General features: G+C 56.8%; 16 protein-coding genes. 11 read left to right on the plus strand and 5 right to left on the minus strand.

The window, feature by feature from the left end:
* Positions 1-279 precede the first annotated feature (279 nt).
* Positions 280-537 carry a hypothetical protein gene (locus BUS12_RS38300; protein ID WP_143788419.1) on the plus strand — a complete coding sequence of 86 codons (258 nt, stop codon included), beginning with the start codon at positions 280-282 and terminating at the stop codon, positions 535-537.
* Positions 491-1,225, plus strand: a complete 735-nt coding sequence (locus tag BUS12_RS21240) for an IS6 family transposase (RefSeq protein ID WP_074299031.1) — start codon at positions 491-493, stop codon at positions 1,223-1,225. The genes BUS12_RS38300 and BUS12_RS21240 overlap by 47 nt, the downstream gene beginning before the upstream one ends.
* Positions 1,226-1,489: 264 nt before the next feature.
* Here BUS12_RS21240 and BUS12_RS21245 read toward each other — a convergent pair whose 3' ends face one another.
* The gene (locus BUS12_RS21245; RefSeq protein WP_074299033.1) at positions 1,490-2,173 is read right to left on the minus strand and encodes a hypothetical protein; all 684 of its coding nucleotides are present in this window, start codon (positions 2,171-2,173) and stop codon (positions 1,490-1,492) included.
* Positions 2,174-2,693: 520 nt separating this feature from the next.
* On the opposite strand from BUS12_RS21245, the gene BUS12_RS21250 reads away from it, so the two are divergent.
* The 7 genes from BUS12_RS21250 to BUS12_RS21280 all read left to right on the plus strand — a co-directional run bounded on the left by BUS12_RS21250 (position 2,694) and on the right by BUS12_RS21280 (position 7,400).
* Complete coding sequence (locus BUS12_RS21250; RefSeq protein ID WP_074299035.1) at positions 2,694-3,473, plus strand: rolling circle replication-associated protein; 780 nt, start codon at positions 2,694-2,696, stop codon at positions 3,471-3,473.
* Between the two features lie 90 nt (positions 3,474-3,563).
* Positions 3,564-4,976, plus strand: a complete 1,413-nt coding sequence (locus tag BUS12_RS21255) for an AAA family ATPase (protein WP_083640540.1) — start codon at positions 3,564-3,566, stop codon at positions 4,974-4,976.
* Positions 4,973-5,662 carry an HNH endonuclease family protein gene (locus BUS12_RS21260; protein WP_074299037.1) on the plus strand — a complete coding sequence of 230 codons (690 nt, stop codon included), beginning with the start codon at positions 4,973-4,975 and terminating at the stop codon, positions 5,660-5,662. The genes BUS12_RS21255 and BUS12_RS21260 overlap by 4 nt, the downstream gene beginning before the upstream one ends.
* Before the next feature lie 121 nt (positions 5,663-5,783).
* Positions 5,784-6,332 (plus strand): DUF2726 domain-containing protein, encoded by a 549-nt coding sequence (locus tag BUS12_RS21265; protein WP_253190175.1) that lies wholly within the window; start codon positions 5,784-5,786, stop codon positions 6,330-6,332.
* Positions 6,319-6,615, plus strand: coding sequence for a hypothetical protein (locus BUS12_RS21270; RefSeq protein ID WP_253190176.1), 297 nt, complete (start codon positions 6,319-6,321; stop codon positions 6,613-6,615). The genes BUS12_RS21265 and BUS12_RS21270 overlap by 14 nt, the downstream gene beginning before the upstream one ends.
* Before the next feature lie 181 nt (positions 6,616-6,796).
* The gene (locus BUS12_RS21275; RefSeq protein ID WP_074299039.1) at positions 6,797-7,102 is read left to right on the plus strand and encodes a BrnT family toxin; all 306 of its coding nucleotides are present in this window, start codon (positions 6,797-6,799) and stop codon (positions 7,100-7,102) included.
* Positions 7,065-7,400: a BrnA antitoxin family protein gene (locus BUS12_RS21280; RefSeq protein ID WP_074299041.1), complete on the plus strand. Its 336-nt coding sequence runs from the start codon at positions 7,065-7,067 to the stop codon at positions 7,398-7,400. The genes BUS12_RS21275 and BUS12_RS21280 overlap by 38 nt, the downstream gene beginning before the upstream one ends.
* 225 nt (positions 7,401-7,625) lie before the next feature.
* Here the strand turns inward: BUS12_RS21280 and BUS12_RS21285 are convergent, their stop codons facing one another.
* The 4 genes from BUS12_RS21285 to BUS12_RS21300 form a co-directional block, all read right to left on the minus strand.
* Positions 7,626-8,864: a Bd3614 family nucleic acid deaminase gene (locus BUS12_RS21285; RefSeq protein ID WP_171991693.1), complete on the minus strand. Its 1,239-nt coding sequence runs from the start codon at positions 8,862-8,864 to the stop codon at positions 7,626-7,628.
* A gap of 55 nt (positions 8,865-8,919) precedes the next feature.
* Positions 8,920-9,966, minus strand: coding sequence for a carbon-nitrogen hydrolase family protein (locus BUS12_RS21290; protein WP_074299047.1), 1,047 nt, complete (start codon positions 9,964-9,966; stop codon positions 8,920-8,922).
* 80 nt (positions 9,967-10,046) lie between these two features.
* Positions 10,047-10,940 carry a transporter gene (locus BUS12_RS21295; RefSeq protein ID WP_074299049.1) on the minus strand — a complete coding sequence of 298 codons (894 nt, stop codon included), beginning with the start codon at positions 10,938-10,940 and terminating at the stop codon, positions 10,047-10,049.
* A 64-nt stretch (positions 10,941-11,004) separates the two neighbouring features.
* Complete coding sequence (locus tag BUS12_RS21300) at positions 11,005-12,057, minus strand: phenylacetaldoxime dehydratase family protein (RefSeq protein WP_074299051.1); 1,053 nt, start codon at positions 12,055-12,057, stop codon at positions 11,005-11,007.
* 262 nt (positions 12,058-12,319) lie between these two features.
* On the opposite strand from BUS12_RS21300, the gene BUS12_RS21305 reads away from it, so the two are divergent.
* A complete protein-coding gene (locus tag BUS12_RS21305; protein WP_074299053.1) occupies positions 12,320-13,303 on the plus strand; it encodes an AraC-like ligand-binding domain-containing protein in 984 nt (327 codons plus the stop codon).
* Between the two features lie 374 nt (positions 13,304-13,677).
* Positions 13,678-14,547, plus strand: coding sequence for a transporter substrate-binding domain-containing protein (locus BUS12_RS21310; protein WP_074301620.1), 870 nt, complete (start codon positions 13,678-13,680; stop codon positions 14,545-14,547).
* Positions 14,548-14,610: the final 63 nt, after the last annotated feature.

Genomic DNA, 14,610 nt, shown 5'->3' on the forward strand with positions numbered 1-14,610 from the left:
CTGTCATAGTGGGTCTCTGTATCAGCAGACATTTTTTATGTCACCTCGCAAGACTGCGAGGATCGACAGAAATTTCAGACGTCTGAATTTGTACGCCAAAGACTCCTCGTGTGCATGAGATCACCATGATGGTCTCTGTACTTCGTCGTGAGTAGACATCTCACGAAATACTGCCGAAAGCGGATCACTGGCGCAGCTCGCAACCTTTGAAGATCCTGGAACTATTGCAGCAGGCTTTCCCGCGGCCCTCATAAATCTCAATGTCCCGATAGGAGCAACGTGAGTCAGTCATTCAAGCTATCTCGCCGTGCCTTTTTCAAGGTCAGCTTAGTGGCCGGAATCAGCGTCTGTATCGCCCCGTGGAGCCAGGAAGCATTGGCCGAGCTGTTCGAGGAGCGACTCTTGACTCCGGTGCGCTGGGACCCGCGCACCAGCAAAACCGCATTTCGGGCATTGTCAGGTTATCGGGTCGGTCACGTAAGATGGCGCGATGAAGAAATCAAAATCCCTTTATCACGGTCACCGTTTTCCAACTGAAGTCATCAGTTGCGCCGTGCGCTGGTACTTCCGCTTTCAGTTGAGCTTGCGCGACATCGAGGAACTGCTCTTCGAGCGTGGTGTGACCGTGACATATGAGACGATCCGATGCTGGTGCGACAAGTTTGGCAAGGGCTTTGCCCATCGGGTGAAGGCGGCGCGACGCGAGCTGGGTAGCACGTGGCACCTCGACGAGATGTTCGTCACACTGCGTGGCGAACCATACCTGCTGTGGCGTGCGGTCGACGAGCATGGCGTCGAACTCGACATCCTGGTCCAAAAGCGGCGCGACAAGGTGGCCGCCAAGCGCTTCTTCAAGCGTGTGCTGCGGTCGAGCCCGGTGCCGCGCAAGATCGTCACCGATAAGTTGCGCAGCTATCCGGCGGCAAAAGCCGATATCCCGGAGCTTGCGAAGGTGAAGCACGTGTTCGTCAAAGCTGCGGCTCGGCTAAACAACCGCGCAGAGAACAGTCACCAACCGACCCGCGAACGCGAGCGTCGCATGCGTGGCTTTCGCGACCCTAAACGCACACAGAAATTTCTCTCATGCTTCGGGCCGATCAGACAACATTTCGCGCTCAAGCGGCATCTGCTGCGGGCTTCACTCTATCGCAAACAACTCGCAGCCCGGTTCGTTGCATGGCGCGAATTCGCCGAACTCGCCCAAAATCCGTCGACCGTTTTTTGATAGTCGTCACACCTGCCGTCGTACTGTCTCACTCTCGGTAACTTGACAATGCCTAAGCGTGACTCGGCCGGCGCTGGTGAGTCCAGCTCGGTCACGTTTGAGCGCGCGTTGTGACTGAGCTGCGCGAGCTGGCGGTTAATTGGTCACAGGTGCATGTGACTTTCCGCGGTTGGTTGACAGTCAATGGGTCACGGCTTGGGCTGCGTGACTGCTCGATCGTGACTCGCCGGCAGTCGGTCACGGTTACGTTGTCACGCAATGGCTCTACTCAGCCCATCGGCAATAGGCCGCAAGATACTCGTCGATCACTATGCGAATTTCGATGCCCGATCCGGCCTTTGCGTGGAATCGGTAGCGTCCTTTCTGTACCTCCAGCCATCCTGGATCGCCGAAGTTTTCTGCGATACGTTGCATTGCACGACTGCCGACCTCTGGCCAGATTTCCGATGGCTCAGGGTGTTCGAAGAAATCGAACTCTTCGTCAGTCAGAGTTATCAGTGGGCGAATTATTAGCTCGTCGGGGTCGGATTGACGTGGTTCACCGAGTTCGTATAGTGCGTGTCCTTGTGCCAGCTTTTTCATTACTGATGCGACACGATGCATTTCAGCTTCGAACTGGACTCCGGATTCACTCGCGTTTCGAGCGTTTTGCAAACGTGCACGGAGCGCCGGTTTCTCAGTCAGGATGCGGCGAATCTTTTCTCGCTCGATGTCGGAGGGATCTGTTGAACCTGCTTTTACGCATGAGATTAGGCACGCGAGATATTGTTCGTCGAGGGAGAAGCCGTTGTTGCACTTGCGGCAGGCTGGTACTACGGGGAGGCGCGGAGGGTAGGGTTGGTCTAAAAATACCCGCGAAGGGCAATGATCCTGAGTTCCCGTCAGTCCGGCGCAAAAAGCACATGCCGCGAGGTGTCGTTCGTCAGCGTACGACTCGAAATGATCCATGTGCCCTCTGTTGAAAAAGACAGCGCCGTTCGAACTCGGTAGTTGGGGCGATTCTAGCAGTGTGAATCGCGTGAAATGAGCATCTAGCGTCAGGAGTGTCCGGCACCGTGCCAGGGCGGCGTAAGCGCCGCTTGACTATGGAGTCGTGGCCTGTGTCGCGCGGCCCGCCGGACCGAGTAGCGGGTATCGGCATTAAGGCTGGCCGTGAGGCGTTGCCGCTGATCGAGGCCACCACTCACTGCAAAGCTGCCTTTGCGGCGCCGTGGTGTACCGCTGAGGGGTGTATGTGGCGCGATGGCGCGCGTGCCGCAAGCGAGCCCCTGGGCCGCAGCGGCAGGCGCGCGAAGCGCGCCTAAACTTGAATCAGGGACACTTAACGTACAGATAGCGCTGACAACGGCGTAAACCGGGGCACAGCAAGGGTCATGGGGTAGGGAAGCAGGGCGGGGCAAAAAGAAAAGCCCACATCCGCGGCAACGGTGTGGGCTTGGTGAAACTGCGCATTACAAGGACAGTTGCAATGCACGACGAAAGTATAGGGGATTTCTCGGCGTTCCGGCGCGAGTGGGTGATCCGTGGCCGTAACTTCGGTGATGGTCAGGTCGAGATCACGGCAACACGGTTCGACCGGTACATGGGCGCTCAACGGATGAACGCCATGCCTAAAGCAAAGCGCGGCGAGTCGGAGAACACCGAAGACAACCTGCTCGATGCTGGTAAGCGCGCGAAGCAACAGGTTAGGCTGCGCTGTAAGGCCATTGGCGCGGATCACATAGTGACACTAACGTATCGCGGCGCGATGATGGACAAAGCGCGGCTGAAGGCTGATTTCGACGCGTTTCGGCGGCGCGTGGCTCGGTTGGCAGGTTTTGAGTATGTGGCGGTGCCAGAGCGTCACAAGAGCGGCGGATGGCATCTGCACATCGCGGTGCAGGGGCGTCAGAACGTGCGGGTGATGCGTTCAATCTGGTGGAGCATTGTTGGTCGAGCCATGGGCAACATCCACGCACGTAGTCCGTATAAAGAGAAAGGGCTGCGTCATATGCTGGCTGGGTATCTTGCCAAGTACATCATGAAGGGTTTCGAAGAGCATAAGATGAACGAAAAGCGTTACTGGACAAGCCGTGGCGTTGTGGTGCCCGAGCGTATGCCTATCGATCACATCCTGTCCGACGATCCGGCTGAGGCGCTTAAGATCGCGTTTTCGGCGGCGAAGCGTGTTGGCGCGACGTTGGACCGGTGTCAGACCTTCTGGCGGCAGGAGTTAGGGTGCTTTTGGCTATCTACTCGGGAACTGTAATATGACGTCGTATAGGGCTGGATACCGCCAAGCGCCGGTGCGTGTATGGTAATTATGCAATACTCGTGAACATGCTTAAACGTGAACACCATGAATCCACTTAAACCTCTTCGCAGAATCTTCGGGGTAGAAAATGCCCTTCCAGATGGCGTGGTTGAACCCTCGGCTGGCGACGATCCTGTGCCACTTGCCCAGACGGTTTTGCGGCTTGACCGGCTGGAGTTGACAAACGTTTTCGGTTTTGAACATGCTGCCTTCCACTTTGATGGCAGTTTCAATCTCATAGTTGGAGTTAACGGGTGCGGAAAGACATCCCTTTTGCAGGCTATCGTTGGTGCTGTTGCGTTGCCGGTCAACGGAGTTTCGGCGGTACGTAACTATTGGATCATGGATAACCTGCGGAATGTTCGGTCTACTGTTCGAGAGACGAAAGACGGTCGCGTACGTTTGGAGAAGATCTTTCCGGCTCGGCTTGATGCAAAGGGGGTAATAAATCAGAAGGATTATGATTGGTTTATGGAGAGAACCTCCGAGTCAAGCACGGCGGTGGAGCGCACTAACGGTTTGCTGTCGGCATTAGAGCCGGTTGTTCGGAGCGCGGAATCACTTCTCCCTGTTGTCGCTTTCTATTCGTCTGATCGGCGGTGGAATCTAAACGACAGAATCAGACCAGAGGAGGCTGTGGATGAGCCAGACAAGCGCTCGGATGGCTACACTGGTTGGATGAACGCGTCATCAGACATGGCCGGACTGCAAAAATGGGTAACCGCCAAGTCACTCGAACGTTTGGAGTCCGTATCGCGTTTTGTTGGCGTGCAATCGAGTGAATTGTTTAAGGATGACGAGCTAGGCATCGTAAATCGAGCCGTCGCGTTAGCGCTACCTGGTTCTATGGGGTTGAGCTTCGATATGCGTTTTCGGAAGCTCGTGGTCATTTGGAGTGATCGCGAGCCAACAGCGTTCGAAGACCTTAGCGACGGTCAACGAGGAGTGTGTGCATTGGTGGCTGATATTGCGCGGCGCATGTGCCTGTTGAACCCGCAGGCCGGTCCGAATGTCACCCGCGATACTCCTGGGGTAGTGGTCATTGATGAGTTGGATATGCATTTGCATCCAGCTTGGCAACGGCGCATCGTGGGCGTGTTGCGAAAGGCTTTTCCTCGCGTTCAGTTTTTTGCTGCGACCCATTCACCTTTGATTATTGGAGAGGTGCCTAGTAGCAATATTCTGCTGCTGCGCCGTGATGGACGAAGCACGCATCCAGAGCGGTCGTACGGTCTGGATAGCAATGAGGTGCTGGAGGAGGTAATGGGAAGTTCGTCGCGGAATGATGCCGTGACAAACTCGTTGGTTGAGATTCACCGTCTGCTGGATTCCGAGATGGTTGCCGATGCCCAGAGTCGCCTTGATAGCCTAAAAGCGGATGTGGGCGAAATACCGGAAGTGATCCAGCTTCAGAGTGAGATCGAAAGCCTGCGTATGTTGGGGGACAGTGACGAGTGAGATTCATTGCAAAAGGGGGCGAACCACGTGCATTGACCGACTGGAAGCTTGCCAACAAGAATACCCCTGAGAATTTGAACTACAACGGCGGCGGTTTTCCTCGGGATGCCGTAAAGAACGCGCTCTTGGTTGAGCAGGGGTATCTGTGCGCTTATACGATGAAGGCCATCGCGTCTCGTGACGGTTGTCATATTGAACACATCATTGCGCAGTCCGTCGGGGCTGAGGGGCGGGAGGATATCGACTATGGCAACATGCTTGCGTGCTTTCCTCCGAGCAACAGCACGATTGAATGTCCCTACGGCGCGAAGCATAAAGACGACTATGATGTTGTGAACCAGCCATTTTTGTCTCCACTGAATCAATCTGTGCGGTATGTGTTTCGCTTTTTGGACGACGGCATTGTGGAAGGCAAGAATGACGTCGCGGTTGCTTCTATAGAAGTGTTGAATTTGAATTGCGCCGCTTTGCGAAATGATCGAGCTGCGGCTATCAATGGGTTCTTGCTGCGGCGAAACAAGAAGGTGTTGTCTGCTGCTGAGGCGCGTCGATTGGCTGCACAGGTGGTGATTCCCAACGCAGAAGGCCGCCTGCCTGCTTTTTGCGAAGCGGTTTCGCAGGCAGCGGTACGTTACGCAGAGAAGGAAGAGCGCAAAGCTGCGAGGCTACGTGGCGTGAGGAGATAGGCGAAATAGTCCGGTGGCGCGGCTGTATTGTCCTGTTATCGAGAGCGCTCGTATTTGTCTTAAGAATAGGCGCAGTTTGCCGTTATTGCCATAATTCAGTGGCAATTAAGGCGGACTTTAAATGCACTTTGCATTATTGTTAGTGGCCGTATGTGTGGCTGTGGCTGTTATGCTCGCGGCAGCAGGTCCGGACGGTAAGGCTTCCGCTGCAAAAAGCGGTATTCCTGTTAGATATAACCTTCGCGACCTGATGACACCGCGCGAGCGCGAATTTATTGGCTTGCTAAGGCTCGCATTGCCGGACGCAGAAATTCATGCGCAAGTGGCTATTGGGGCTTTGGTAGAGGTCGTTGGTGGAAGGAAGGCTGAGCGCAATCGTTTTGACCGTAAAGTTTTGGATTACGTGGTGTGTTCGTCGACAGGGGCGGTGTTATATGCCATTGAACTGGATGACAGAAGTCACTCATCCGAAAGCGCGAAGAAGCGGGACGCGGTGAAGAATGAGATTTGTGCCGCTGCAGGTTTGAAACTGATGCGCTACTCGAGTATTCGAGTGGATGCGTCAGTGTTGCGGGCGGATTTCGAGCGCGTCGCGCTGTTCAGGTCTCAGGCAGTTGAGGGTGTTCGGCCAAATACCACTGCAGGGGCTTCCAGCCGTGAAGCAGCTTGAACTGTGGGAGCGGTCGGCATGGTCGCCTGAGGAGTTAGCGGTTGTCGCGCGTGAGATCCGCAACCTGTACTGGTTTATTCGAAATTCCCGGCGCGAGATCCATGAGGCTCGGCGCCGCCGAGTCTATCGGAAGATTGCGGTGCATAAAAAACGCCTGCTCGAAGCAGGCGTTGAAGAGCGAGCAATTCTGGACTTGCTAGCTTGCTGTAGGGCTAAACGGTGCCAGTTGAAAAGCTGTCTTGATTGCCCTGAGGGCAAGGCTAAGCTTACGCATCATATTTGACATAAGATAAATTATCAACGTTTAATCTGAATATTTAAATCAGGATAGCTCCGTCACCAAGTCTTTGGTTTTACGATTTGTAGCCTGCCGGAAAGACTTCTGAACATTGCCTGATGCGCACGCTCCTCAATGACATGCAACGCCGCGCACGGCGCTTAACCTTGCATCGAGAATTTATCGTATGTACAATAAATCGCAAGGGATCGAATTCGACCCAACCAAAGATCAAGTCAATCGCAGCAAACACGGAGTCTCACTGGCGCTTGCCGAGAGCTTCGAATGGGACAGCGCAATCGACGCGCTCGATGACCGGCACGCATCCGGCGAGCAACGCTTTTTCGCGTACGGCTTGATCGACGATCGTGTCCATTGCCTAGTCCATACAGTGCGTGATGAAACGCTTCGCGCCATCAGCCTTCGCAAGGCAAACAAACGTCAGGTGAATGATTATGTCGAGCAAACGAAACATCGTGATGCCGACCGATGAAGAAGACGCGGCGATCAATCGCGGCATCGCGGCAGATCACGACACGCGAGAACTGAGCACCGAAGAAATTCGACGAATGCGCCCCGCGCGTGAAACGCTTCCAAAGCGAATCGGTGAAGACGCCGCGGCCGAGCTGCTGAAGCGTCGCGGCAGACCGCCGGCCAACGTGACCAAGGTGGCGACCAGCGTCCGCTATGACCGTGACGTGCTCGACGCTTTCCGTGCAACCGGCGAAGGTTGGCAGACACGCATGAACGATGCCTTGCGCGACTACGCGAAGTCGCACGGCATGATGTGACGAAGGCCCGCTTCGGCGGGCTTTTTCTTGTTCGTTCGCCGTTCCCCGCTCGACTTTCGCGGATCGCAGCGTCCGTCTCGATGGTAAGTCCAAAGGCCGATTTCATCGACCTGAAAGCCAGAATCCAAACCACGACACCTCTACTTTGCTGCCACTGCGACCGCTTCAGTCTGGCCTCGACAAAGGCCGTATCTGCCGCGTCACGCCTCGCAAACAAGCCCTCACTCAGCTTGACTCCGCCACCAGTCCCTTCAAGTAATAGCCATACAGTGTCTTGGCGAACGGGCTGATGGCACACAACAGATCCATAGCTTGCATCCACAGATCGCCTTCCCAGAGGCTCGTCGGAATATTTGCACCGATCTTGAAGAACTCTTCGAGCGCATCGCCCATCAACCCACGCGCGGCTTCGGTCGCCAGGCTGCCGGTAGTGGATTGTTCACCCTGGATGCCCAGCAGCGCAGGCCCGGTTGTTTCGCCCGTACGCATGACGTTGCTGCAGTTGTTCACGCGTCGATCCAGCGCGCTGTTGGTGATGTTGCGGTCGTCCTGTCCGTAAATAACCGTGCAGTCCGACGCGGCGTTCACGATGGTGCCGGCGCACATATAGCAAGGTTTCAAGGTGGTATAGATGCGCGTGCCAGCGGGCAGTGGTCCGCCGTTGGTGCGCTGGTGGGTCAGGATCGCCATCGTTTCGCCGTGCAGGCTGGCCCCGACAGCGGTCAGGTTGAGCCCCCAGCCGAAGATCTTGCCGGTACCATCGATCATTACGCAGCCGATATTGTGACCGCCGAACTCCTCGGCCTGCGTGCTGTGGCCACCGTGCTTGATGGCACCTTCAGACCATGACACCCGCACGATCGCATATGCCAGCGCCATCAAGATTGCATCGCTCAGCGGGGTTGGCCGATAGCCCGGTGGCGTGCCGGTAAAGTCGGGCACCTCGACCACCGTGGGCGGTGTGTATTCACGCACCAGCTGGCCGCGGAAATCGCTGACCTCGGTCGAGACCATGGGCGGATGCAGCAATTTGCCATCCAGCCGATTGGTGCGCAGCCAGTTATTGGCTATCACCACGCGGTCACTCGCGCTGGCGGCCACCCAAGGGCGGGCGTCTTCTGAACACGCCACCACGCTGGCCGTCCACACGAACGAAGCGACGGTTGCTTTGCAGATTTGCGAAGCGGTTGCCCAGAATAGCCCGCCAGTCACCGAATTCATCTGGAACATGCCCTGATCCACTTCCCCCGGCACATAACTCAGGCAAATCACACCGGCGCGCCCGTAATTGCCATTGCGCAGCAAATTCACCAGCGCCGTGCGGATCTGGTAGCGGTCTGTCGCGGTACTGATCCCGCCCGCTTTCACGCCGGTGGCTTCGATATAGACCGCGACTTGCGTGCCGGTCAGCGCGGCGAGCGAATGCGCGAAGTACAGGCCTTTTTCCTGCAAAGACAGGGGCATGGCGGATCCAGGATAGTGGTCTGCGAACATCATAACAAGCACGGGTGCCAAGTGTTCACCCTCGGCCCTCAAATATCGGCGGAACCTCTTCTTCCGAGGAGTCAGTGCTCGCAGTTGGCGACGCAGGTAAATAATCTGTCGAACAGAAATGTTCGACCGCTCTCGATCTGCTTGAGTTGAACAGGAGGCGGGTTACGTCCCGCCGCGCATAGTGGCCGGTGGGATCGGCGACGGACTTGGCGATGGAAATCAGGCCCAGGTCGATGTCCGCGAAAACGAGCCCCTCGTCGCTCTCGGCTAACTTCTGGCTCAAGAGCATGCCATTGGGTCCATAGATGACAGTGTGCCCACCCCCCTCTCGAATCAGCTCAAGCTTGTCGGGTGTGTCGCATAACGTCTCGATCATTGCCGGCGAAACGACTGCGCAAGGTGCGATCACAAAACACGAGCCTTCAACCGCGTAGATCTGACTTGCAGCGTTATTGACCTCAGGACCTAGCGAGTACGCGAACTCGTACACAGAAAAGCTTGGCCATGCGCCGACATGAACCTGTTCGTTTTGCGAGTACATTGCGTACTTGGTCAAGGGCTGAATATGTTCCCAGCAACATAGCGCGCCAAGCCTGCCCAGTTCGAGATCATGCACCGCAAGGTCACTGCCGTCCCCCTCGCCGAAAACGGTTCTTTCGACATGGGTAGGCTTCAGCTTGCGCCGCTTCGCGATGGTCTCGCCGTCGGGTCCAATCAACCATTGCGCGATATAAAGACTACCGCCGTCTCGTTCTGACAGTCCTAGCACGACGGTCATGCCGCTCTGTCTGGCTGCTTCGCGTATCCGCTCCGCTTCTGCGCTATCGTAAGCGAGGGAGTTATCGAAATAACGCTGCACAAATCCCTTGCCAATGGCCCATGCCGGCGTGCCGAGCCAGATGTACCACGGGTATCCGGGCAGCCAGGTTTCGGGGAAAGCAATCAGTCTCGCTCCCGCCGCAGCCGCTTCGTGAATGTAGGCGACCGTTTTGTCGATAGTGGCATCGAGGTTCAGATAGACGGGGGCTGCCTGTACTGCAGCGACTTTGTATTTCGGATGCGTTAGTGCCATGACAAACCTCACAAAAAAAGAATCTCTACTGACAAGCTCTGGTAGCGGGGGTGATGCAAGTTATGCGGCGGCTGTCGCGGCTAGAAAAGCTTTGCTAACCGAAGATTGATCCGCAAGTCCTCTTTGAATCCCTGCGATACCGAAATGTCTCGCCCCACTTCGCCCTGAATCTGCCAGCTCTTGCCGATGAACTGCGTGAGCGAAACGCGCGTATATAACTCGTGCTGCATATCGGGTTGCAACTGGCCATCAAGCGAATCCCTGCCGCCCAGCACGTATCCGAACCCGCCGCCGACTGTCGTGGTCGGTGTCACGTTGTAGCGCAGATACTCCTGAAACTCGTATCGTGGTCGCTTGCTGCTCGACTGCCCGAGCGAGTCCGCCTGATTGTTGCTGGTGCTGAAGTCCACATCCGCGATGTTGTCCCAAGCCCAGTCACGCGCGAAGTGTTTGATGTACGCCAGTTGGAGAAGAAATTGCCAGCGGTTTGCACCGAGATTGAGGGACTTGTCCTGGTTGTAAGTCCCGGTCGGGGCATACACATAGGGACCCAGCGACAACACATCGTGTGCCTGATTGATGACGACTTTCACCGGCGCGCCCAGGGTAAGATCGCCGACGCCGGAATTGCTTCCGAGGAAACTCGCGTCGCCGCCCGCCGCAAGATGACCGAACGGCAAGATGGCCTGCGGCTCGATTACAGCGTTTGGCGCCAGCGCGAACGCGTGAATGTATCGGAGGATGCCGATTTCCGAGTGAAACTGGAAATTGTTTGAGACCTTGTTGCCGCTCGTGTAGAAATCAGTGCTTTGAGCATACTGACCGTAGAGCAGGAGCGCGTTGGTATTCGGCGGCAAGGGTTCGTAGTCTCCAGGGGCAGTCTCCAATGCCATTGCCTCCCCATAACTAAGCATAACTAATATTGATGCAAGAATTTTTAGCATTGTGCAGAATGCTGCGTCTTTCTTATTCATGATTGATTCGGTATCCGAAATAGTGTGACGGCATGTATGAGACAAGCGTGGATCTGACCGCGGGTTAAACGCCGCGCATCAAGCCGGTTTCGGGATGGCAGTTGACGTACTCAAAGTCCTGCTGGCCGCTATCCAGTACCGTTACCTCGTGGTACAGGCGCAATTTCAGTTGAAAATTCAACTCCTGCACGATCCCCATGAACGTGCCGAATATGGCCAGATGCGTCGGATGCGATTCCGACCATCGCTCCATGTCCGCCAGCGAATGCCAGTAGCTCAGGCCAAAGCTTTTCTCAAGCCATTGCCCGGAAGCATCGATGTGGCGCATATAACGGCTCGCATAGCAGCCGATCGATCGACCTTCATCTCGTAGAAAATCCATTCCCGCATGCAAGATCGGCTCCATCTGCCCGAGATACCTATCCCGCTCTTTCCCCTCCGTCTCGGTCCACTCCTGCCCCGAGCGAATCACCGCCAGGTTCCGATGCCCGCTAATTCTGGTGCGGCGGCGAGGCCCCGGTGCGAGACCGCACACCCCGAGCATGCCTGACGGCTCGACAGGATCGGTCTGTGCGATCGGCAAACGGTCTCGCATTGAACCCCAGTACCCATGCTCCTGGATCTCCGCACTGGTCCCGGCCATTAGTGCACCCACGCCCTCCTTTCTGTCTGCCGTACTGAACAGCGTTTCGAAGCGCTCGGTATCTGGAGACAGAATTTCCCGGAAATAACCCAAGCCATCGCCAAGCCTGGCTTCATCGCTCCACCACTCGTCGATCGCCGGCAATGCTTGCCAGCGTGCGAAGCTTTGCGGCTTGTCCCAGTACGCAATCGCAATCAGGTTGTCATACCCTGCTTCGTCAACATAGTGCGCAAGATCGTGACGACCCGGTCCCTCAGTCAGGGAAAATCCGCCGACGATATGCTGCAAGGCAACGTGCGCTTTGGCGAGCGCGTCGAGTCCCTTTGACTGGACGCCAAAATAGCCCATGACGACATCTGTTACCGATGCATCGGCGCGGGCTACCCATGCGGGAAACGGCGGAACAAAGTCGTCGTCAATACGACGCTCCCGCGAGCGCGGACAGGTCAAATGCCTGGGAATTGCTGATTCCATGTTTGCCTCTCAAAGGTGAGCGGCGGCTCGAGTGGATGTGGCAAGTCGAGTCGCCGATATGCGAAACGTCGCCATTGCGAAGCGACCCATAGGCCCGCGCCCGGCCCGTTTTCATCGATGGCCCGATGATATAGATCGCAAAATTGACCGCATTGCCTCAGAGACACCCGGTTTTTGTTCCAGACTCACCTGCCGCCGGTTGCGGCTATCGGTGTTATTTTTGTCGTTTTACAAATGGTCTGGTCAGCAAGCGGGAGCAATCATGGACAAGTTCTTGACGACCAACGCCGTGCCGCGCGATCAGCGGCTCGAATACTGGACCGATCTGATTTGCGACTCCTACGTCAATCTGAGTTGCTCGCGACCCGGCGATGGCGAATTCGCGGGGTCGATCCGAACGCGCGAAATTGCGAGTCTGAATCTGTCTGTGGTCGCGTCGAACACACAAAGTGTCTTGCGAACACAGGGGCACATCGCCAGGGAATCCAACGATTTCTTCCTGGTCAGCATCCAGAGTCTCGGCGTGGGCGTCGTTCGGCAAGACGGCCGCGAGGCGATGCTGTCGCCGGGCGACTTTGCGTTGTACGACAGTACGCGCCCTTACGAACTGTACTTTCCGGACGACTTCGAACAAATCGTGCTGAAACTGCCCGGAATGCAACTTCGCCACGCGTTGCGCGAGACGGAAAGACTGACGGCAACGGCCGTCTCCGGGCGGGAAGGAGCGGGTCATCTGCTGATCAACATGATCAAGACGCTTTGGGAGGATTCCAAATCGCTTCAACCGACGTCTGCGCTCGCCATCGCAAACGGTGTAATCAGCGTGTTGGTCGCGGGGCTGCAGACCATATCGCCGTTCGACCCGCCGCCACTAAGCAGCCTGGCCAACTATCATCTGGCTCGCATCAAGGCCCTGATAGACACGGATTTGGGCGATCCTCAACTGTCCGTTAGCAGCATTGCCGCGAAACTGACCTTGTCGACCACGCATATTCATCGACTATTTCAAAACGAGTCTGTGCGGCCCAGTCAATATATCTGGCTCAGACGCCTCGAGGCCTGCAGCCGCGACTTGCTTGACGCAAGCTTCGCCGCCAAGCCAATTGGAGAGATTGGCTACCGGCGAGGATTTAGCGACGCAGCGCATTTCAGCAGAGCGTTCCGCGAACATTTCGGCTGCTCGCCGCGCGACTGGCGGCAACGCGGCGCGCAAAGCGTAATCGACGCCGGCGTCGGTGGACCATAGAAAAGCCGTGAAGTGCGGCGACGCGGCGCACCTGATGCCGCCGTGAGGCGATTTCAACGCCACCACCGGCGTCGCAATTGAGCATCGTGGCCGCAAGCACTCAAGTTCAAGCTCCATTCTTCGCCACGCAATGCACCGTTCCTGAACGCTTTCGCCAGTAACACGCGCAGGCGCACGGAACCGGTGCGTTGACGATGGCCGGTCCTCCAGGCCGCATCTCCCGCACAGCCGCTCCAAACCCATATCACCGTGCTGCACCCCAACTTCACAATCCATCTGGCACGCATCATGCGTACTGACGAATCATTGTTGAACAATATTTTTATAATTGTTCAACAATGTATATTGTCACCACCCGGACGAGCGAGAACTCCATGAAAGCCCAACTTGACCTGAAACCTGTCCTGTCCTCCGTGGCGCGCGTCGCGAAGTGTGCCGCCGCGCTAGCGCTATGTACTGCGTCTCACGCGTTCGCTTCGAGCGGCGTGCCGACCGTCGCGCCCGGCAAGCTGACGATCGGTGCGGATCTGACGTATCCGCCTTACGACTACATGCAGGCCGCGGATCCCGCTGGCTTCGATCCCGCGTTCATGACGAAGCTCGCCGGGCACTTGAACCTCCAGCCCGGCTTCGTCGATACGCGGTTCGCCAACCTGATCCTTGGCGTCAACGCGAACCGCTTCGACGTAATCGCGTCGGCACTCTATGTCACACCTGAGCGCGCGAAGCAGATTGACTTCGTGCCCTACCTGAAAACCGGCGGCTCGCTGCTCGCCTTGAGCCATTCCGGCTTCGCACCGAAGACGCCAGAGGATCTGTGCGGCAAGCGTGTGAGTTCGATCAAGGGTGCCTCGTGGATCCCGAAACTCAACGATGTGTCGAAGCAGGTCTGCGCGCCTGCCGGCCGTGGCGCAATCGACGTGCGAGAGTTCGAGACTTCACCGGAAGCGGCCCAGGCCGTCCTGGCGCACGCTGTCGACGCGCAGTTCGAAGACTCGGCCGTGGCGCAAATGAGCGTCAACAAGCTCGGTGGACGTGTGGCGATCACCTCGACCGCCCCGCTCTATCCGGTCGTCATTGGTCTCGGTGTCAAGAAAGGCAATGATGCGCTGCTGGCCGAGTTGAAGACCGCGTTTGCGACGATGAAGCAGGCGGGCGAATACCAGGCACTGCTCAAGCAGTACAACGTCGCCGAGCCGACCGGCAACGACATTGCCCAGGCGCTCGGTACGGCACAGAACTAACGGCGCGCCGCGCGCAGCCTGAGGCGCGGGCACTCGCCCGCGCCCTCGTGGCTGCGCGCCATG

Origin of the sequence: Paraburkholderia phenazinium (assembly GCF_900142845.1) — a bacterium.
In the GTDB taxonomy this organism is placed as follows: Bacteria; Pseudomonadota; Gammaproteobacteria; order Burkholderiales; family Burkholderiaceae; genus Paraburkholderia; species Paraburkholderia phenazinium_A.